Here is a 20,126-nt window from a genome sequence, read left to right as displayed (position 1 = left end):
CCATGACCGACGAATTCTCCGTAGAAAGCGTGTACGCCGAGCTCCTGGGCCGGGCGCCCGAAAACAAGATGGAGCCGCGGCTCGCCCCGCTGTTCCGTGCCATGGAGATCCTGGGGGAGCCGAACAAGGCCTTCCCGATCATCCACGTCACGGGCACCAACGGCAAGACCTCCACGGCCCGGATGATCGAAGCCGGCCTGCGGGCCCACGGCCTGAGCACCGGCCGCTACACGAGCCCGCACCTGTCCAAGGTCACCGAACGGATCAGCATCGACGGCGCCCCGGTGCCGGATGAGACCTTCGTCCGGATCTGGGACGAGATCCGCCCCTACCTGCAGATCGTGGACAGCGAACTCGAGGCCGAGGGCCAGCCCCGGCTGACGTACTTCGAGTGCCTGACCATCCTGGGCTTCGCGGTCTTCGCGGACCAGCCGGTCAACGTCGCCGTGATCGAGGTGGGTCTGGGCGGCATCACCGACGCCACGAACGTCGGCGACGGCCAGGTGTCCGTGGTCACCCCGATCTCCCTGGACCACACGGAGCTGCTCGGCGACACCACCGGGGACATCGCCTACGAGAAAGCCGGCATCATCAAGCCCGGCGGCTTCCTCATCAGCGCGGCGCAGCCGGTCGACGCGGCCCAGGTCCTGCTGGAAAAGGCCAAGGAAGTCAACGTGCCGTTCCGCTTCGAAGGCGTGGAGTTCGGCGTCGAATCCCGCACTGTCGCGGTCGGCGGCCAGATGGTCACCATCCAGGGCATCGCCGGCCGTTATGAGGACCTGCTGGTGCCGCTGCACGGCGCACACCAGGCCGAGAACGCCGCCGTCGCGATCGCCGCGCTGGAAGCGTTCTTCGGCGCGGAAAAGGCGATCGACGCCGAGATCCTGCAGGAGGCCTTCGCCTCCGTCACCTCCCCGGGCCGGCTCGAGGTGGTCCGCACCGCGCCGACCATCATCGTGGACGCGGCCCACAACCCGGAAGGCATCCGGGTCTCCGCCGAGGCCATCCACGAGGCCTTCAACTTCACCAAGCTCGTGGTGCTGGTCGGCGTCCTGCGGGAAAAGGATGCCGAGGAGATCCTCCGCCAGCTCAAGGAATCCCTGGGCGGGCTCGCCACCGAATACTGCTTCACCGAGTCCAACTCGCCCCGGGCCGTCCCGGCCGAGGACCTTGCCGAGATCGCGATGGATCTGGGCTTTGGCGAGGACAACATCCATGTCGCCGCGAAGCTCGACGACGCCCTGGAATGGGCCGTGGAACGCGCCGAAGCCGACGACGAACTCGCCGGCGGCGTCCTGGTCACCGGGTCCATCACGCTGGTTGCCGATGCCCGGATCCTGCTCGGAAAGGCGGACGCTTAAGCGATGGCCAAACTCACCAAAGCCCAGCGCGAATGGCGCCCGGGCATGCCCAAAAAGCGGCGTTCCACCAAGGTCATGTTCGCCTCCACGGTCCTGCTGCTGGAAGCGTTTGTGGTGCTGTTCGGGACGCTGGCCGTCTTTGGGCTCCACCGGAACGAGTTCCCGCCGGCCCTGGTCTTCTCGGTGGGGATCGGGCTGTGCCTCGTGTTCGTCCTGACCTGCGCGGTCCTCTCGAAACCGTGGGGAGTGGCCCTGGGCTGGATCCTGCAGCTGGTGCTCATCCTGGGCGGCCTCGTGGAGCCCGCCATGTACCTCGTCGGCGCCCTCTTCGCCGTGTCCTGGTGGTACGGCATCCGCACCGGCATCCGGATTGACCGGGAGGCGGCCCAGCGGGAACGCGAACAGGCTGAATGGGAAGCGGCCCATCCCGCGGGCAGCGGGCCGGAACAGACCCCCGGCGCCGACGCCCGGAACACGTAGCCCGAACCCGTAGACTTGACCCGAACCCCACCCCAACACATTGGAGCAGCTGTGAGCATTGAGCGCACCCTCGTCCTGATCAAGCCCGACGGCGTCGCCCGCAACCTGTCCGGCGCCATCCTGAGCCGGATCGAAGCCAAGGGCTACACCCTGGCCGAGCTCAAGAAAGTCGATGCGAGCCGGGAGCTGCTGGAGCAGCACTACGAGGAACACGTCGGCAAACCGTTCTACGAGCCGCTGGTTGAGTTCATGCTCAGCGGCCCCGTTGTCGCCGCGATCTTCGAGGGACACCGCGTGATCGAGGGCTTCCGTTCCCTCGCCGGCACCACGGACCCGACGACGGCGGCGCCCGGCACCATCCGCGGCGACTTCGGCCGCGACTGGGGCCTGGCCGTGCAGCAGAACCTGGTCCACGGTTCGGATTCGGTGGAGTCCGCCGAGCGCGAGATCAAGATCTGGTTCTAGCCCTCATTTCCGGGTTTACTCCGCACCGGGGTAACAGAAAAGGCCAATGTTCGCGAAGAACATTGGCCTTTTCTGTCAGCTCGTTTTCCCGGGGCGCGGTTCCTAATACCCGGATGTCCCGATGAAAACCTGGATGAAGGCGAAGAAGATCGTGGCGATGACGGCGACGTAGAGCAGCGCCGTGATGATCCAGCCGGCCTCGCCCAGGACCCTGGTGGGGCCGGCGGGCAGGGCGATCACGCCGTGGGAGATGTTCCGGATGGTCACCCAGACGAACATCGGGATCATTATGGCCCAGACGATCATGCAGAACGGGCAGAGGATGTGGATGGAGTACAGGGCCTGGGACCAGAGCCAGACCACGAACACGAAGCCCAGGCTCACGCCGGTCTGAAGCCCCAGCCAGTACCAGCGGGCGAACCTGGCGCCGGCCAGGATGCCCATGGCTGTGGTGATGATCACCGCGAACGCGACGATTCCGATGAACATGTTCGGGAAGCCGAACACGGAACTCTGCGGCGTCTGCATGACCTGGCCGCAGGAGATCCATGGGTTCACGTCGCAGATCGTGACGTGGTTGGGGTTCTTCAGGACCTCGAGCTTCTCCAGCACCAGGGCGCCGGATGCGAGCCAGCCAATCACTCCGGTGATCAGCAAGAGCCAGGCGAACGGCCGGTCGCGGGTCATGGTGGGAAGGGGCCGGTCCGCGGGGGCCGGTCCGGAGCCCGGTTGGTGCGCGGTCGCGTCACCGGCAGTGCTGGAGATGCTGGGCATGGAATATGAGTCCTTTTGATCGGGTGCTTCTGGCCCCGATTGTAACGCCGCGGGCTGGACGGCGCCGGGAAACGCCCCTGTCTGTCCCGTCGCGGCCCGCAGCCGGGGCACTTCCGGCCTTGCCTACGCCAGCTTTGACGGCTCTTGTGAGACAATGATCGTGGCTGGAACCCGATCCACATCCGGATTCCGGTCCGGCGATTTTGTTTCAAGACCGCCAATGATGAGCAGGGAGCTGCGGATCCTCTGATTCCAGCTGTCCCGCAATGCCATTGGACGGCACCTGGTTGTGGCGTGTAGGTCAACGGGTTCCAAAACAATCTCGCCGGCCCTCCAGGGCTGCCGCACCCCACTGCCGGTGCGAACCTGAGGGTATCCAATTGACTTCTGTCAATGCCTGCGGGTGTTGACGCATATTTGCCCCAACGGGCGCCGAATGTGGCGGCGCATCAGGGGCAGGAGTGTCGCCACATATGGATAATGATCAGGTTGTAGCCGGCAACGAAGAACTAGTTGTTGCCGAGGAAAAGCAAGAAACAGCCGTAAATGCGGAAGCAGAGGCTCCGGTAGCGCCGAAGAGGGCCGTCCGGACCCGCCGCAAGGCACCCGTCGCGAAGGTCGACCCCGCGGCGGCCGCCGAAGCTGTGGCCGAAGCCGCGGCCCTGGCCGCAGCAACCGCCTCGGATGAGCCGCTCGCCGCCGCCGAACGGGCCGCAGCCCCCGAACCCAAGGCAAAAGCCCCCGCACGGCGCACCCGTGCCCGCAAGCCGGTTGCCGCACCGGAGCCCCTGCCGGCCTTCGCCGACGAACCCGAAGCCAACGCCGCCGCCGCGGAAGCTCCCGCCGAAACAGCACAATCAACAGAGTCCGCCGTTGCGGAAAAGCCGGTCCGGCGCCGCGCCAGCCGCGCCAAGGCCGCTCCGAAGGTCGACGAGGTCCCCGCAGTAGCTGCGGCGGAAGAAGAAACCGAAGAAGCGGCCGCCGCACCCGCCGAAACACAGGCACAGGCTGCACAGCCCGTCATGGCAGACGAGCAGCCGGCTGAAAGCCCTGCCGCATCGCTCTTCCTGGAACCGGGTGCCCTCACCTCCGTGATCTTCCAGGCCCCGGACCTCAGCACCGTGGTGCGTCCGGCCCCGGCGGCCGCAGCAGCGGAGCCCGAGGAAGAAGAAGGCGACGAGGACGAGGACGCCGGCAGCCGCCGTCGTCGCCGTAGCCGCGGCCGCCGCGGACGCACCCGCACCTCCGCCGAGTCCGAGATCGACGTTGAAGGCACCGAGGAAGAGGGCGAGGAGGGCCAGGAGGGGACGCTCGAGGACGGCGTGACCTCGCGCCGCCGGCGCCGCCGCCGTCGCGGTGACCAGGACCTGGAACTGACCGGCGGGGGAGACGACGATCCGCCCAACACCGTGACCCGCGTGCGCGCGCCGCGGGCCATCAGCGAAGCCCCGGTCAACAACCGCGTCACCTCGGTCAAGGGTTCCACCCGCCTCGAGGCCAAGAAGCAGCGCCGCCGCGAATCCCGCGACACCGGCCGCCGCCGCACCGTGATCACCGAAGCCGAGTTCCTGGCCCGCCGTGAATCCGTGGACCGGCAGATGATCGTCCGCCAGCGCGACGACAGAATCCAGATCGCCGTCCTGGAAGACGGCGTCCTGGCCGAGCACTTCGTCTCCAAGACCCAGCAGGACTCCCTGATCGGCAACGTCTACCTGGGCAAGGTCCAGAACGTGCTGCCCTCCATGGAAGCTGCCTTCGTGGACATCGGACGCGGCCGCAACGCCGTCCTGTACGCCGGCGAAGTGAACTGGGATGCAGTGAACCTCGAAGGCAAGCAGCGCCGGATCGAAAACGCGCTCAAGTCCGGCGACTCCGTCCTGGTCCAGGTCACCAAGGACCCGGTCGGCCACAAGGGCGCCCGGCTCACCAGCCAGATCTCGCTGCCCGGACGCTACCTCGTGTACGTGCCCGGCGGTTCCATGACCGGCATCTCCCGCAAGCTGCCCGACGTCGAACGCAACCGCCTCAAGCGGATCCTCAAGGACCGCCTGCCCGAGGACGCGGGCGTCATTGTCCGCACTGCGGCCGAAGGGGCGTCCGAGGAAGAGCTGACGCACGACATCAACCGGCTCCGCGCGCAATGGGAAGGCATCGAGAGCCAGTCGACCTCTACGAAGATCCTCGCCCCCGAGCTGCTCTACGGCGAACCCGACCTCACCATCAAGGTGGTCCGCGACGTCTTCAACGAGGACTTCTCCAAGCTGATCGTCTCCGGCGAGGAAGCTTGGGACACCATCGAGGCCTATGTGACCTACGTGGCGCCGGACCTCGTGGGCCGGCTCGAGAAGTGGACCAAGGACACGGACATCTTCGCTGCCTGGCGCATCGACGAGCAGATCCACAAGGCCCTGGACCGGAAGGTCTTCCTGCCCTCCGGCGGGTCCCTCGTGATCGACCGCACCGAGGCCATGACCGTGGTGGACGTCAACACCGGCAAGTTCACCGGCTCCGGCGGCAACCTCGAAGAAACCGTCACCAAGAACAACCTGGAAGCGGCCGAGGAAGTCGTCCGGCAGCTGCGGCTGCGCGACATCGGCGGCATCATCGTGATCGACTTCATCGACATGGTGCTCGAATCCAACCGAGACCTCGTGCTGCGCCGCATGGTGGAGTGCCTGGGCCGGGACCGCACCAAGCACCAGGTGGCGGAGGTGACCTCGCTGGGCCTCGTGCAGATGACGCGCAAGCGGATGGGCACCGGGCTGCTGGAAGTCTTCGGCGAACAGTGTGAAGCCTGCGCGGGCCGCGGCATCGTCACCCACGACGAACCAGTCGAGCACCGCCGGGCCAACACGGTCGCTGCCGAGCACTACGTCCCGCGCGCCGAGGCCCAGCCTGCCGCCCGCACCGAACGCAAGAGCCGTCGCCGCGGCCGGGGCCAGGGCCCGGAGTCCGCACCGGCCGCCGTCCACGCCGAGCCCACCGAGGCCGAGCGCCATGCCAAGGCTGAAGCCACCCGTGCCGCGCTGGCGAACATCGCCGCCGCGGCCCACGCCGCGCACCTGCACGACGGGGAAGCGGCTGCAGCCAGCGACGCCGGGGCCCGCCAGGCCGCCGTCGACGCCGTCACGAAGCTCGCCGCCACGGAAGAGGCAGCCGGCCGTCCCGCGGCTGTGCTGACGTTCGGCGGTGAGCAGGTGGCCCTGCCGTTCGTCGAGCACGCCGAGGGCACACCGGAGCCGTCCCTGACCCTGGACCTGCTGACCGAGGCCTTCGCCAACCTGGGCGAAGCTGAGGCCCAGGCCGGCAAGCAGGCGGCCGCCCAGACCCAGCACGAGACTCAGGCCACGGCCGCATCCGAGCCGGCGCGCGTCGAGGCGCCGGCTTCACGGACAGCGGAGACCACGACGACGCGCGGCCGCCGCGGGCGCCGCAACCGGAGCGCCAGCCGCGCCCAGGGTGCAGCCAACGAGACCTCCGTGGAGCACCGCGAGGCAACACGGCCGGCCGCGGCCGGCTCGGTTCACGAGGCCAAGGCTCCCGCCGCGGCCAGGCCGGCCATCCCGGCCGGCAACGAGCCGATCATCCTCGGGGTCGGCGTGCCGGCATCGGAGCTGTAGTCCTCCACGGCTGATCCCTTCCGCCACCGGTCGGGCTGTTGTGTGGATTGCGGGTTCGGGCCGGAGCGGGCGTAACAATACGTCCGCTCCGGCCCGGGCCCGCTTCTCCGTTAACAAGCCAGCGCCGGGACAGCGGCTAGGCTTGACCACTGACACGGGGTGCCGCGCATCGGGCCGGCTGAGATCCAGACCCGTTGAACCTGTCCGGTTAGCACCGGCGAAGGGATGTCTGACTTGTCCGCAACAGTGAATCCGTCTGAATTTCTGCCCGACGCTTTTCTGCCTCCCAATTTTCTGCCCTCCGCGCCGTCTGCGCCGCTGCGCATTCCCCGGGTGCTGGCCATCGCCGGTTCGGACCCGTCCGGCGGCGCAGGGATCCAGGCGGACTTGAAGAGCATCGCGGCGAACGGCGGCTACGGCATGGCCGCCATCACGGCCCTGACGGCGCAAAACACCCAGGGCGTGCGCGCCGTCCACGTTCCTCCGGCAGAGTTCCTCACGGCGCAGCTGGACGCCATCAGCGACGACATCGGCATCGACGCCGTGAAAATCGGCATGCTCGGTGACGCCGCGGTAATCGACGCCGTCCGGACCTGGCTGGAAAAGGTGCGACCCGCCGTCGTGGTCCTGGACCCGGTAATGGTGGCCACCAGCGGCGACCGGCTCCTGAAGGAATCCGCCGAGGCCGCACTGCAAGCCCTCCTGCCGCTGGCGGACCTCATCACGCCGAATCTTGCCGAGCTGGCCATCCTGCTTAAGGAACCCGTCGCGGCAGACTGGGTGGAAGCCCTGGAGCAGGGCAAGCGCCTGGCCGCCCTGAGCGGCACCACCGTCCTGGTCAAGGGCGGACACCTCCCCGGCGGGGATGGTGCCGGGGACGGCTGCCCGGATGCGCTGGTCAACACCGTAGGGCTGCTGGGGCAGGAGACCGTGGTGGTGCCGGGGGAGCGGATCGTCACCCGCAACAGCCACGGCACCGGCTGCTCCCTGTCCTCGGCCATGGCCACGGTGCAGGCGCGGGTGGGGAACTGGGAAGCCGCACTGCGGGAGGTCAAGCCGTGGCTGCTGGGTGCGCTCCGCGAAGCCTCGGCCCTGGACGTCGGCACCGGCAACGGCCCGGTCCATCACTTCCATCACGTGCAGGACCGCACGAGCTCTCAGCACAGCCAGCACAGCCAGGGGCCGGCGGAGACCCCCGCGGAGGGCGAGTTCGCCGCGGCTCTGCGCGATGGCGCCGCGGCCGATCTCGACGCCATCTATGCCCTGGACTTCATCCGCGGACTCGCCGACGGCACCCTGCCCGAGCACGAGTTCGCCTACTACCTGGCCCAGGACGCCATTTACCTCAACGGCTACTCCCGGGTCCTGGCCCGCGCCGCCGCCGTCGCCCCCACCGAGGCCGAACAACTGTTCTGGGCCCGCTCGGCGCAGACCTGCCTTGAGGTCGAGTCCGAGCTCCACCGCTCCTGGCTCAGCACCCGCCCCGCGGCGGCCGGCCTGGGCCCGGTCACGAAGTCCTACGTGGACCACCTGCTGGCCGCCTCCGTCTCGGGCAGCTACGGCGTGCTCGTGGCGGCAGCCCTGCCGTGCTTCTGGCTCTACGCCGAAGTCGGGGCCACCCTGCACCGGGAATTCCTGGCCGGCGGCGCCCCCGCGGCGCACCCTTACGCCGACTGGCTGCGGACGTACGCCGATGAGGACTTTGCCGCCGCGACCCGGCAGGCGATTGCGTACACCGACGCGGCGGCCCGGCAGGCCTCCGCCGGCGAGCGGGAGGCCATGGCCTTGGCCTTCCGGCAGTCCTCACGCTACGAAGTGCACTTCTTCGACGCGCCGAGACTGCACGCCTGACCCAACCCGCCCCGCACACCCGCTAGGATGGTGGGGCACGGTTCCGGAAGTCGTTGCGGCAACACTGCGTAAAAACGTAGTGGCGCCTATCACGGACTACCCGCCGGAACCAGCCTCATTTGCGGCCGAAGGCAAAATTAGCGTATTCTAGATCTTCGGTGCTTACGCCAACACTTGGGTTATGACCCTGAGAACTATCCACTTGGAATTCCTCGTGGATTTGTTCCGGGGGTAGCTCATGGGTTCCCCCGGGGAATCCACCGGCGTTGAGGCACAGCGTGAGCCGGTCCAAACAATTTGGCCCCAGGTTCCGCACGCAAATCTAGTAATAAACGTCGAGAGAAGTGAGTTCCCCAGTGGTGTACGCGATTGTCCGCGCAGGCGGCCGCCAAGAGAAGGTTTCCGTTGGAGACTTCGTTACCCTGAACCGCGTCCCCGGTGGAGCCGGCAGCACCTTTGAGTTGCCCGCACTGCTCCTGGTGGACGGTGACAAGGTCACGTCTGCTGCTGCGGACCTGGCCAAGGTAACGGTTACGGCTGAGATCCTCGAAGACCTTCGTGGTCCGAAGATCGTCATCCAGAAGTTCAAGAACAAGACCGGTTACAAGAAGCGCCAGGGCCACCGTCAGGAATTGACCAAGGTCAAGATCACCGGTATCAAGTAACTCTTCGTTACTGTTCAGGTTCCAGCAGATTCCCCAGAATTTTTGAAGGCAGGCATTTCAAATGGCACATAAAAAAGGCGCGAGTTCCACTCGCAACGGTCGTGACTCCAACGCCCAGTACCTCGGCGTGAAGCGCTTCGGTGGCCAGGTAGTTTCCGCAGGCGAAATCATCGTTCGCCAGCGTGGAACCCACTTCCACCCGGGCGCCGGCGTCGGCCGCGGCGGGGACGACACCCTGTTCGCCCTGACCCCCGGTGCTGTCGAGTTCGGCACCCGCCGTGGTCGTCGCGTTGTGAACATCGTGGCTGCTGCAGCTGCAGAGTAACAACAAGTTCTAAATCGGTGGGGCGGGCCATTAGGTCCGCTCCACCGGTGTTTTAACCGCATTACAATCAACTTGGGCCTTTTTGAGGTCCGGGGAACAGCACTGAGGAGATCCACGTGGCTAGCTTTGTAGACCGGGTAGTACTGCACGTATCCGGCGGTACCGGCGGCCACGGCTGTGTCTCCGTTCACCGTGAGAAGTTCAAGCCCCTCGGCGGTCCCGACGGCGGCAACGGCGGCAATGGCGGAGACGTCATCCTGCGCGTCGACCCGCAGACCACCACGCTCCTGGACTACCACCATGCCCCCCACCGGCACGCCACCAACGGCGGTCCCGGCATGGGCGACTGGCGCGGCGGCAAGAACGGCGAGACCCTCATTCTTCCGGTTCCCGAGGGAACCGTCGTGAAGTCCAAGACCGGCGAAGTCCTCGCCGACCTCGTGGGCGAAGGCGCCGAGTACATCGCGGCGGCCGGCGGCATCGGAGGACTCGGCAACGCCGCGCTGTCCTCGCAGAAGCGCCGCGCCCCGGGCTTTGCGCTGCTCGGCATCGAAGGCGAATCCAGCGACATCGTCCTGGAACTGAAGTCCATCGCCGACATCGCCCTGGTTGGCTTTCCGTCCGCCGGCAAGTCCAGCCTCATCGCCGCGATGTCCGCCGCGCGGCCCAAGATCGCTGACTACCCCTTCACCACCCTGATCCCCAACCTGGGCGTCGTCCAGGCCGGCGAGGTGCGCTTCACGATCGCCGACGTCCCCGGCCTGATCGAGGGCGCCAGCGAAGGCAAGGGCCTGGGCCACAACTTCCTTCGCCACGTGGAGCGCTGCGCCGCCTTGGTGCACGTGCTGGACTGCGGAACCCTCGAGGCCGACCGCGACCCGCTATCCGACCTCGCCATCATCGAAGCCGAGCTCGAGAAGTACGCCGTGGACATGAGCTACGCCGGCACCGACGGCGAAGTGGTCCCGCTGAACCACCGCCCCCGCCTGGTGGCGCTGAACAAGGTCGACCTGCCTGACGGCAAGGACATGGCCGAGTTCGTCCGCCCGGAACTGGAATCCCGCGGTTACAAGGTCTTCGAGATCTCGGCAACGAGCCACGAGGGCCTCCGCCAGCTGGGCTTCGCCATGGCCGAAATCGTCAAGGCCGCCCGCGACGCCGTCGCCGCGACCCCGCCGAAGGTGCAGGCCCCCGTGCTGCGCCCCCGCGCCGTCAACGAATCCGGGTTCACGATCCGCCGCGAAGAAAAGAACCTCGAGCCGCTCTTCCGCGTCCTCGGCGACAAGCCCGTGCGCTGGGTCAAGCAGACCGACTTCACGAACGAGGAAGCGATCGGCTACCTCGCCGACCGCCTCGCCAAGCTCGGCGTCGAAAACGAACTCTTCAAGCAGGGCGCCACGCCGGGCGACACCGTGGTGATCGGCGAGGACGACGGCGTCGTCTTCGACTGGGAGCCGACCATGATGGCCGGCGCCGAACTGCTCGCCTCGCCGCGCGGCACCGACGTGCGCTTCGCAGACATCGGCGACCGCCCGACGCGCGGCCAGAAGCGCGACGAGCAGCAGGAGCGCCGCGACGCCAAGGCTGCCGCCCGCGCCGAGCTCGAAGCCGAGCGTAAGGCCGGTATCTGGACCGAATCCGTCAGCGGCCGCCGGGCGCGGCCGCTCAAGGAGAGTGGGCTGGGCGAAGCCGATGACGAGTAAGACCGTCGTCGGGCACCTCACGCCTCACAACCTCAAAGCGCAGACCCTCAAGGCCCCCGACCGTACCGCGCTGTCCGGGGCCCGCCGGATCGTCGTCAAAGTGGGCTCGTCCTCGCTGACGTCCATCAAGGGCGGGATCTCGGAGGAGGCCCTTACCGGCCTCGCCGACGCCCTGGCGCACAAGCGCAACGCGGGCGCGGAGATCATCCTGGTCTCCTCCGGTGCGATCGCGGCCGGGCTCGCGCCGCTGGGACTTGAGAAGCGCCCGCGCGACCTCGCCACCCAGCAGGCCGCCGCCAGCGTGGGCCAGGGCCTGCTGATGGCCCGCTACACGCACGCGTTCGGGGCGCACGGGGTCACCGTCAGCCAGGTGCTTCTGACCGCTGATGACTTCATGCGGCGCAGCCAGCACACCAACGCGTTCCGCGCGCTGGACCGGCTGCTGAACCTTGGCGTCGTCCCGGTGGTCAACGAAAACGACACCGTGGCCACCCATGAGATCCGCTTCGGCGACAACGACCGCCTCGCCGCCCTGGTGGCGCACCTGGTCCGCGCCGACGCGCTGGTGCTGCTCTCCGACGTCGACTCCCTCTACGACGGCCCGCCGTCGCACGGCGCCAAGCGGATTCCGCACGTTTCCGGCCCGCACGACCTCGACGGCATCTCGATCGGCAGCACCGGCAAAGCCGGCGTGGGCACGGGGGGCATGGTCACCAAGGTCGAGGCCGCCAGCATCGCCGCAGGTTCGGGCATCCACGCCCTCGTCACCTCCACACGGAATGCGGCCGCCGCGCTGGCAGGGGAGGACGTGGGAACATGGTTCTCCGTCAACGGCTCCCGCAAACCCATCCGGCTCCTGTGGCTGGCCCACCTGGCGTCCGTGCAGGGCACGCTGGTGCTCGACGACGGCGCGGTCAAGGCCGTCCGCGACCGCCACACCTCACTGTTGCCGGCCGGGATCGCCGCCGTGCGGGGCCATTTCGAGGCCGGCGATGCCGTGGAGATGGTCTCGACCGACAACACCGTGATTGCGCGCGGGCTCGTGAACTATTCCGCCGCCGAACTGCCCCAAATGCTGGGCCGCTCCACGCGCGAGCTGGGTAAGGCGCTGGGCCGCGGATATGACCGCGAAGTTGTTCATGTTGACGATCTGGTGCTGGTCTAGGTTCACCGCTCGCCTAAACTGGACGTATGACTGAGGCCCTGACTTCCGCCGCCCTGCCTTCTGACGACCTGCCCGCAGGCAACGTCCCCGCCGCGGTGCCGGATCCGGCACCCGCAGGAGCCCCGGCCACGGCAGCGGACGTCGAAGCTGCCGTCCATGCGATCGCCGACCGTTCACGTAAAGCTGCCCGCAAGATGGCGCACGCGAACCGGGCCTGGAAGGACCGCGGCCTGCGCGCCATCGGCAAGGCGCTGCTGGAGCACAAGAACCAGATCCTGGCCGCCAACGCCAAGGATGTCGCGGCCGGCCGGGCCAACGGCACCGGAGCCGCCCTCCTGGACCGCCTGACCCTGAGCGATGCACGCATCACGGCCCTGGCCGCGGCACTGGAGAACCTCGCCACCCTGCCGGACCCCGTAGGGAACGTGGTGCGCGGCCAGACGCTGCCCAACGGGCTCCGCCTCCGCCAGATCAACGTGCCCATGGGTGTGGTGGCCGCGATCTACGAGGCCCGCCCCAACGTCACGGTCGATATCGCCGGTCTCGCCCTCAAGAGCGGCAACGCTGTGATCCTGCGCGGCGGTTCCGCTGCGGCTGCGACCAACGCGGCTCTCGTCACGATCCTCCGCGATGCCCTGGAATCGGTGGGCCTGCCCGCCGACGCCGTCCAGACCGTGGACCAATACGGCCGCGACGGCGCCAACGCGCTCATGCGGGCGCGCGGCCGGGTGGACGTCCTCATTCCCCGCGGCGGGCGCGAGCTCATCCAAGCCGTGGTGACGAACTCCTCCGTGCCGGTCATCGAAACCGGTGAGGGCAACGTCCACATTTTCCTGGATGCGTCCGCCGGCGAGGAAATGTCCGTGGACATCCTCCTCAACGCCAAGACCCAGCGGCCCAGCGTCTGCAACACCGTGGAAACGCTTCTGGTGCACTCCAAGTCCACCGTCCTGCCCGCCGTCGCCGCCGCCCTGCGGGCCGCCGGGGTCACCCTCCACGTGGACCAGCGCGTCCGCGCCGCGTTGCCGGCGTCGATCGAAACCGTCCCGGCCACGGACGAAGACTGGGCCACCGAGTACATGGACCTGGACCTGGCCGTGGCCATGGTGGACAGCCTGGACGAAGCCGTCCGGCACATCCGCACATGGTCCACGGGCCACACGGAAGCGATCCTGACCAACGACCTCGCCAACGCCGAACGCTTCATCGCCGACGTCGACTCGGCGGCCGTGATCGTGAACGCCTCCACCCGCTTCACTGACGGCGGAGAGCTCGGCCTCGGCGCCGAGGTGGGGATTTCCACCCAGAAACTGCATGCCCGCGGCCCCATGGGACTGACCGAGCTGACCACCACGAAGTGGATCGTGCAGGGCGAGGGCCAGATCCGGGGCTAGCGACGCTGTAACATGGAACGGAAGACCGGGACGGCGGACACCTCCGCCGTCGTCACATTTTGAACTCACTAGGGGAGAACATGCTGTCGCAGCAGATCGCCACTTTCGTCGCCGCAGCCGGCGCATCAGCCAACGAGGAGCTCGCGCCGCTCATCGCACCGCCGTTCGTCATTGGCGGCTCCATGTTCGCCGTCCTGGTGGTCCTGCTGCTGATCACGCTGTCCTACTCCAACCTGGGCCGTCGCCACGAGGCCGTCGAAGAGCACTCGGATCCGCACCGCCAGCACCCGAACAAGCACGACCACGGCCAGGGTCACTAATATTTCCGCCACCATGAGGCAGCGCGGCGCCCAGCGCCGCCTGCGTCTGGGTGTGATGGGCGGCACGTTCGATCCCATCCATCACGGACACCTTGTCGCGGCCAGCGAGGTCGCGGCGAAGTTCGAGCTCGACGAAGTCGTGTTTGTTCCCACCGGCCAGCCCTGGCAGAAGATGGCCAAGAAAGTCAGCGAAGCCGAGCACCGGTACCTCATGACTGTCATCGCCACGGCCTCGAACCCCCGTTTCACCGTGAGCCGCGTGGACGTGGACCGGCCGGGCCCGACCTACACGATCGACACCCTGCGCGACCTCCGCACGCTGCGCCCCGATGCCGATCTCTTCTTCATCACCGGTGCGGACGCGCTGGCCCAGATTTTGTCGTGGAAAGACATCGATGAACTCTGGTCCCTCGCGCATTTCGTGGGCGTAACCCGTCCCGGGCACGTCCTGGACGGCATGGGCCGCAAGGACGTCAGCCTCCTCGAGGTTCCGGCCATGGCCATTTCCTCCACGGATTGCCGCACCCGGGTGGCCGAAGGAAATCCCGTCTGGTATCTCGTGCCGGACGGGGTGGTCCAATACATCGCAAAGTATGGCCTGTATGACGCTCCCCGCGAGGCGGTCCGCCTCGACAGCCGACACGCCGGGACCAGCAACGCCGGAACCAACAACATCGGGACTAACAATGCCGGAAACGACGCGGCAGGGCTTGACCCGGCACAGCATGATTCAGCCCTCGAGATAACCCAACCAGCCAGCACTGAATGAGTTTGCCATGAGTCAGGAACAGCCTCCCATCCGCAGCCGCCGCGAACTTCGGCAGGCCAGAGATGAACGCCTGGACACCGCGGCACCGGACGAGCCGACAGAGGCCGAAACCACCGGCCGCATCCGCCGGGTAGCCGACGCTCCCGTGGACTCTGTGGGCGCCGGCGAGGAGCGGTCCTCCCAGGTCCGCGCCCGGGACCGTGCCGCGCTGCGCACCATCAAGGAACTCGCTGAAAAGGAAGGCCACCTCGCCGGGGGCGGACCGCCCACGCGACGCCAGCTGCGGCTCCTGCAGCTGGCCGCCGAAACCGCCCCGGCCACCCAGGCCAACACCATTGTCCCGGCCTCACCGCGGACCCGGGCCACCCCGGTGGTTTCCCCGTCCGGCAAGGATGCTGCTCAGAAGGACGCCGCCCAGCAGAAGGACGCTGCCCCTAAAGACGCCGCCCCTAAGGGCGCCGGCGGCAAGACGCCCGACGGCATGACTGTGGAGCAGGCGCTGGCCGCGCGCGAGCTCCTCGCGGCGCAGGCCCTGAACCAGATGGCGAAGATGGAGCACATCACGGCCACGGATCCCGACGCCGTCGATCCGGCCGTTCTGGCCGAGCAGATCGCCTTGGCCGAACGCGTCGCGATCCTTAACCGCCGTGCCGCCGCCAAGCAGAAGCTCGCAGAACAAAACAGCCAGCCCGCGGCGCCTCGCAACGATCCCACCACGGCCAACAATCTGGCCATGGTCACACCTTTGGAATTCGAGAAGGTTCCCGGCGTGGAGCGGCCCGTCATGAAGCGCCCTGCCACGTCGTATGTTCCGGTGGTCACCAACCCGGGTCCCCGGGTGGACGCACCACGGAAACCCGGCCTCCGGCGCCCCGGACTGTCCCGCCAGCGGGCCGCCAGTCCTGCCGCCGGCCGGGCAGGCGTGCTGGCCCGGGCGGAAGCAGCCGCCAAGGCAGGAACCGTCAAGCCATCAGCCGCGGCTGCGAATGCTGCGGGGGAGACCGACGAGAGCCTGGTGGGCGGGGAGCCCGTGGCCGCGAACGCCGCCTATGGCCTGGATCCCCTGGATGCGGCGACCGCGGGACTGGGCCGGGCCCGGCGCCTCCGCATGATCCAGCTTGGCGTCCTGGCCCTGGGGATCGTCGCGCTCATCGCCGGCATCACGCTGATTGTCACCGGGCTGGCCCACTAGGAGCCGGTGCCGTTCGCGCGAGGCCGTCAGCGCAGGGGAGCGTTCCAGCCACGAGGCCCGTTGTCCGCGGCAGCGTTCGAATGCAGCCTCCACCACCGGCGCTTCCTCGGCCCGGATTTTTCAGTTCAGCTTTTGACTACAAAGTTTCATCACAAGAATTTTCATCACTACAAGGAGTCCCGTGACTGCAACCGATTCATCCATCACCACCGCCCGCCACGCAGCCCGCGCTGCCTCGGAGAAGCTTGCCGAGGACATCGTGGCCCTGGACGTCAGCGAACGGCTCGCCCTGGCCGACGTTTTCCTCATCGCCTCGGCACCCAGCGAACGCCAGGTCAACGCGATCGTGGACGGCATTGAGGACGAGCTCGCCAAGTTTGACCAGAAGCCCGTCCGCCGCGAAGGCCGCTCCGGCGGGCGCTGGGTGCTGCTGGACTACTCGAACGTCGTCATCCACGTCCAGCACGAGGAAGACCGCGTCTTCTACGCCCTCGAACGCCTCTGGAAGGACTGCCCCGTCGTCGACCTCCAGCTCGGCGACGACGCGTCCGCCAAGGCCACCGCAGCCACCGACGCCGAGTAGCAACCCCGCGCACCGGCCAGGCCGCCGGAAGCTCAACAGAGCCGAATATGCCCGATTTGGAATTTTCGGAAGGGCTGTTCTAAGATATTTGAGTTGCTTCGGAGAGATCCGGACAAAGAAACCGGAACTTTACACCTCGGTAGAGGTGGTCGGAGCAGCGAAAATTCGGGGCTGTGGCGCAGCTGGTAGCGCACCTGCATGGCATGCAGGGGGTCAGGGGTTCGAGTCCCCTCAGCTCCACCGGAGAATCCGCCGGAATCGAAAGATTCCGGCGGATTTTTTTATGCCTCCGGGCAGAAATATGACGGTTCAGCGCGCCAATTGGCGCGGACGGCGATTGTGGTTTAGTCTATTCAGGTTGCTTCAGCGAGGACGGAACTTGCGAAGCAAATGAGGGGCTGTGGCGCAGCTGGTAGCGCACCTGCATGGCATGCAGGGGGTCAGGGGTTCGAGTCCCCTCAGCTCCACCAACTAAGGGAATCACCGGAAACGGTGGTTCCCTTTCTTGTACCCGTTTTACCCCCGATAGCTTCAAAGCCCGTAGCGGCCGTATCCGTCAAGACCGTCTCATGAACGCTCGTCACATACCGTCATTTAGGGTCTCCACCCCGGGCCGGTCCTTGCTATCGTCGCTAGGAGACGGCCGCCCCGCAGCTTAGCTGGAAGGCCTTTTCCGGCTCCACGACGAAGGACCATCATGAAGCGCACACGACTTTCCGTAATTGGCCTCATTGCCGCAGCAGGACTCGCCCTGGCGGGGTGCGGGTCGGCGTCCACAGCCCCGTCCAGCTCGGCGCCGGCGGCCGGCGCAGACACCTCCTTGAGTGACGTCAAGAGCGCCGGCGTGCTCAAGGTCGGCACGGAAGGCACTTACAAGCCGTTCACGTTCCACGCCAACGGCAGCGGCGAACTGACCGGCTATGACGTGGAGATCATCAACGCCGTCGCCGACAAGCTGGGCGTCAAGCCGGCCTTCCAGGAAACGCAGTTCGACGCCATCTTCGCCGGCCTCGACGCCAAACGGTTCGACGTCGTCGCGAACCAGATTTCCATCACGGACGAACGCAAGGCGAAGTACGACTTCTCCACTCCCTACACGGTGAGCACGGGCGTCATTGTCACCAAGGCCGACAACAACAGCATTACGTCCTTCGACAGCCTGCAGGGCAAGACGACGGCGCAGTCCCTGACGAGCAACTGGTACAAGCTGGCGCAGCAGAGCGGCGCGAACGTCGAGGCCGTGGAGGGGTGGGCGCAGGCGATCACGCTGCTCAAGCAGGGCCGTGTCGATGCCACCATCAATGACAAACTGACGTACCTCGACTCCCAGAAGACGTCCCACGACGACACCATCAAGATTGCCGCTGAAACCACGGACAAGTCGCTGAGCGCCTTCGCCCTGCGCAAGGGATCAACCAGCCTGACCGACGCCATCAACAAGGCCCTCGGCGAGCTCGCGGCCGATGGCACGCTGGCGAAGATTTCCCAGAAGTACTTCGACGCCGACGTCTCGAAGTAACGCAATGGCAGCCGTTGAGGAAGGCCGCGTCCCGGCATGAATATCAATTGGGACCTCGTGTGGTCATCGCTGGGCCCCCTCCTGACGGGTGCGATCGCCGGCACCATTCCGCTGGCGCTGGCGTCGTTCAGCCTGGGCCTCCTGTTGGCCCTGCTGGTAGCCCTCATGCGGCTGAGCCGCAATCGCGTAGTCTCCGCGGTCGCCAGGATCTACATCTCCGTCATCCGCGGAACCCCGCTCCTGGTCCAGCTGTTTGTCATTTTCTACGGGCTCCCGTCCGTCGGAATTACCATCAGTCCCTGGCCGAGTGCGATCATCGCGTTCTCCCTGAACGTGGGCGGGTATGCCGCGGAAGTCATCCGGGCGGCCATCCTGTCCGTTCCCAAGGGACAGTGGGAGGCCGGCCACACCATCGGAATGTCGCGCCGCCAGACCCTCGTGCGGATTATCCTGCCGCAGGCCGCGCGGGTCTCGGTCCCGCCGCTGTCCAACACCTTCATCAGCCTGGTCAAAGACACCTCGCTGGCGTCGCTGATCCTCGTCACCGAACTGTTCCGCGTCGCACAGCAGGTGGCGGCCTTCAGCCAGGAGTTCATGCTGCTTTATCTGGAGGCGGCCGTGATCTACTGGATCATCTGCCTCGTCCTCGCCAGCGGACAATCCGCACTGGAGAAGAGATTGGACCGCTATGTCGCCCACTGAATCCCCGCTCCCGGTCGAGGCCGTCCCCGACGCCGCCCTGCTGACCGTCAGAGGTTTACGGAAGTCGTTTGGCGACCACGAAGTGCTGAAGTCCATCGATCTGGACGTCCGCCGCGGCGAAGTGGTCACGTTGATCGGACCGTCCGGGTCGGGCAAGACGACTGTCCTGCGCTGCCTCAACGGCCTTGAAGTGCCCGACGCCGGTGTCGCGGAGTTCGCCGGACAACTGACCGTCGACTTCTCCACGCCGATGGCGAAAAAGCAGGTCTACGGGCTCAGGGACCGCAGCGCCATGGTCTTCCAGCACTACAACCTCTTCCCGCACAAGACCGTTCTCGAGAACGTGATCGAAGGCCCGGTCCAGGTGCAGAAGCGGCCCAAGGCCGAGGCGGTTCAGGAAGCCCGCGACCTCCTGGCCCGCGTCGGACTGGCCGGCAAGGAGAACAGCTATCCGTTTGAGCTCTCCGGCGGCCAGCAGCAGCGCGTGGGCATTGTGCGTGCGCTCGCCCTGCGCCCGCAGCTGTTGCTCTTCGACGAGCCGACGTCGGCCCTGGACCCGGAGCTGGTCGGCGAAGTCCTGGCCGTCATCAAAGAACTGGCGGAAGAAGGCTGGACCATGGTGGTGGTCACCCACGAGCTCGCGTTCGCCCGTCAGGTGGCCGACGAGGTCATCTTCATGGACGGCGGGGTCGTGGTTGAACGCGGCCACCCGGACACCGTGCTGCGCAACCCGCGGGAGGAACGCACGCGGCAGTTCGTGGACCGGCTGCTGAACCCGTTCTAAGGCAGCGCTCCCGGGGGAGACCAAAGAGCGGACAAGAAGAGCCGGCTGAAAGAGCGGACCGAAAGAGCCGACTAAACTTAGGGACGTGAACGACTCCTTGCCCCCGTGCCCCGAATGCTCCAGCGAATACACCTACGAGATGGGGGCGCTCCTGGTTTGCCCGGAGTGCGCGCACGAATGGTCCGCGTCCGCGGAGACTGACTCGGACGCCGAAACCCCGGCCGAGGCCGTCATCAAGGACGCCGTCGGCAACGTCCTCGCCGACGGCGACACCGTCACGGTGGTAAAGGACCTCAAGATCAAGGGCAGCTCCACGGTCATCAAGGTCGGCACCAAGGTCCGCGGCATCCGCCTCGTGAACGGCGTCGGCGACCACGACATCGACTGCAAGGTGGACGGTGTGGGCCCCATGCAACTCAAGTCCAGCGTCGTCAAAAAGATCTGACCGGGGGCG

At 67.0% G+C, this 20,126-nt stretch carries 19 protein-coding genes, 2 tRNA genes and 1 riboswitch; of the genes, 20 read left to right on the top strand and 1 reads right to left on the bottom strand.

What is annotated here, in order from left to right:
- Positions 1 to 2: 2 nt before the first annotated feature.
- The 3 genes from ABD243_RS12695 to ndk are packed head-to-tail and all read left to right on the top strand — an operon-like array spanning position 3 to position 2,306.
- On the top strand, positions 3 to 1,361 hold the full coding sequence (locus tag ABD243_RS12695; RefSeq protein WP_344366220.1) for a bifunctional folylpolyglutamate synthase/dihydrofolate synthase: 1,359 nt from the start codon (positions 3 to 5) through the stop codon (positions 1,359 to 1,361).
- A gap of 3 nt (positions 1,362 to 1,364) precedes the next feature.
- The gene (locus tag ABD243_RS12690) at positions 1,365 to 1,841 is read left to right on the top strand and encodes a DUF4233 domain-containing protein (protein ID WP_344366217.1); all 477 of its coding nucleotides are present in this window, start codon (positions 1,365 to 1,367) and stop codon (positions 1,839 to 1,841) included.
- Positions 1,842 to 1,892: 51 nt separating this feature from the next.
- A complete protein-coding gene (gene ndk, locus ABD243_RS12685; protein WP_091253679.1) occupies positions 1,893 to 2,306 on the top strand; it encodes a nucleoside-diphosphate kinase in 414 nt (137 codons plus the stop codon).
- 102 nt (positions 2,307 to 2,408) lie between these two features.
- Here ndk and ABD243_RS12680 read toward each other — a convergent pair whose 3' ends face one another.
- Positions 2,409 to 3,080, bottom strand: a complete 672-nt coding sequence (locus tag ABD243_RS12680) for a vitamin K epoxide reductase family protein (protein ID WP_116768431.1) — start codon at positions 3,078 to 3,080, stop codon at positions 2,409 to 2,411.
- A 473-nt stretch (positions 3,081 to 3,553) separates the two neighbouring features.
- Here ABD243_RS12680 and ABD243_RS12675 point away from each other — a divergent pair, with 473 nt between their 5' ends.
- The 17 genes from ABD243_RS12675 (at position 3,554) to ABD243_RS12595 (ending at position 20,117) form a co-directional block, all read left to right on the top strand.
- The gene (locus ABD243_RS12675; protein WP_344366212.1) at positions 3,554 to 6,700 is read left to right on the top strand and encodes an Rne/Rng family ribonuclease; all 3,147 of its coding nucleotides are present in this window, start codon (positions 3,554 to 3,556) and stop codon (positions 6,698 to 6,700) included.
- A gap of 145 nt (positions 6,701 to 6,845) precedes the next feature.
- Positions 6,846 to 6,943, top strand: a riboswitch (TPP riboswitch).
- 21 nt (positions 6,944 to 6,964) lie between these two features.
- A complete protein-coding gene (locus ABD243_RS12670; RefSeq protein ID WP_425547199.1) occupies positions 6,965 to 8,551 on the top strand; it encodes a bifunctional hydroxymethylpyrimidine kinase/phosphomethylpyrimidine kinase in 1,587 nt (528 codons plus the stop codon).
- A gap of 356 nt (positions 8,552 to 8,907) precedes the next feature.
- Positions 8,908 to 9,216: a 50S ribosomal protein L21 gene (gene rplU / locus ABD243_RS12665; protein WP_018773353.1), complete on the top strand. Its 309-nt coding sequence runs from the start codon at positions 8,908 to 8,910 to the stop codon at positions 9,214 to 9,216.
- 61 nt (positions 9,217 to 9,277) lie between these two features.
- Positions 9,278 to 9,541 carry a 50S ribosomal protein L27 gene (gene rpmA / locus ABD243_RS12660; protein WP_009372867.1) on the top strand — a complete coding sequence of 88 codons (264 nt, stop codon included), beginning with the start codon at positions 9,278 to 9,280 and terminating at the stop codon, positions 9,539 to 9,541.
- A 116-nt stretch (positions 9,542 to 9,657) separates the two neighbouring features.
- The gene (gene obgE, locus ABD243_RS12655; protein ID WP_116768428.1) at positions 9,658 to 11,244 is read left to right on the top strand and encodes a GTPase ObgE; all 1,587 of its coding nucleotides are present in this window, start codon (positions 9,658 to 9,660) and stop codon (positions 11,242 to 11,244) included.
- A complete protein-coding gene (proB, locus tag ABD243_RS12650) occupies positions 11,234 to 12,409 on the top strand; it encodes a glutamate 5-kinase (protein WP_237563565.1) in 1,176 nt (391 codons plus the stop codon). Before obgE ends, proB begins: the two co-directional genes overlap by 11 nt.
- A gap of 26 nt (positions 12,410 to 12,435) precedes the next feature.
- Positions 12,436 to 13,803 carry a glutamate-5-semialdehyde dehydrogenase gene (locus tag ABD243_RS12645; RefSeq protein ID WP_344366201.1) on the top strand — a complete coding sequence of 456 codons (1,368 nt, stop codon included), beginning with the start codon at positions 12,436 to 12,438 and terminating at the stop codon, positions 13,801 to 13,803.
- A gap of 80 nt (positions 13,804 to 13,883) precedes the next feature.
- Positions 13,884 to 14,123 (top strand): hypothetical protein, encoded by a 240-nt coding sequence (locus ABD243_RS12640; RefSeq protein WP_091253668.1) that lies wholly within the window; start codon positions 13,884 to 13,886, stop codon positions 14,121 to 14,123.
- Positions 14,124 to 14,136: 13 nt separating this feature from the next.
- Positions 14,137 to 14,892, top strand: coding sequence for a nicotinate-nucleotide adenylyltransferase (gene nadD, locus ABD243_RS12635; protein WP_344366197.1), 756 nt, complete (start codon positions 14,137 to 14,139; stop codon positions 14,890 to 14,892).
- Positions 14,893 to 14,899: 7 nt separating this feature from the next.
- Entirely contained in the window at positions 14,900 to 16,084 is a 1,185-nt protein-coding gene (locus ABD243_RS12630; RefSeq protein ID WP_344366194.1) for a hypothetical protein, read from the top strand.
- A 181-nt stretch (positions 16,085 to 16,265) separates the two neighbouring features.
- On the top strand, positions 16,266 to 16,667 hold the full coding sequence (gene rsfS / locus ABD243_RS12625) for a ribosome silencing factor (protein ID WP_091253659.1): 402 nt from the start codon (positions 16,266 to 16,268) through the stop codon (positions 16,665 to 16,667).
- Between the two features lie 167 nt (positions 16,668 to 16,834).
- Positions 16,835 to 16,907 (top strand) — tRNA-Ala (locus ABD243_RS12620).
- A 154-nt stretch (positions 16,908 to 17,061) separates the two neighbouring features.
- A tRNA-Ala gene (locus tag ABD243_RS12615) sits at positions 17,062 to 17,137 on the top strand.
- A gap of 227 nt (positions 17,138 to 17,364) precedes the next feature.
- Positions 17,365 to 18,186: an amino acid ABC transporter substrate-binding protein gene (locus ABD243_RS12610; protein WP_344366189.1), complete on the top strand. Its 822-nt coding sequence runs from the start codon at positions 17,365 to 17,367 to the stop codon at positions 18,184 to 18,186.
- 36 nt (positions 18,187 to 18,222) lie between these two features.
- The gene (locus ABD243_RS12605) at positions 18,223 to 18,888 is read left to right on the top strand and encodes an amino acid ABC transporter permease (protein WP_344366187.1); all 666 of its coding nucleotides are present in this window, start codon (positions 18,223 to 18,225) and stop codon (positions 18,886 to 18,888) included.
- Entirely contained in the window at positions 18,875 to 19,672 is a 798-nt protein-coding gene (locus tag ABD243_RS12600; protein WP_344366185.1) for an amino acid ABC transporter ATP-binding protein, read from the top strand. The genes ABD243_RS12605 and ABD243_RS12600 overlap by 14 nt, the downstream gene beginning before the upstream one ends.
- An 85-nt stretch (positions 19,673 to 19,757) precedes the next feature.
- On the top strand, positions 19,758 to 20,117 hold the full coding sequence (locus ABD243_RS12595; RefSeq protein WP_344366179.1) for a zinc ribbon domain-containing protein YjdM: 360 nt from the start codon (positions 19,758 to 19,760) through the stop codon (positions 20,115 to 20,117).
- Positions 20,118 to 20,126 lie beyond the last annotated feature (9 nt).

It is taken from the genome of Arthrobacter humicola (assembly GCF_039531445.1).
Taxonomy (GTDB): domain Bacteria; phylum Actinomycetota; class Actinomycetes; order Actinomycetales; family Micrococcaceae; genus Arthrobacter; species Arthrobacter humicola.
Note: the sequence above shows the minus strand (reverse complement) of the source record. Positions and strands in the feature narration are given on the sequence as shown.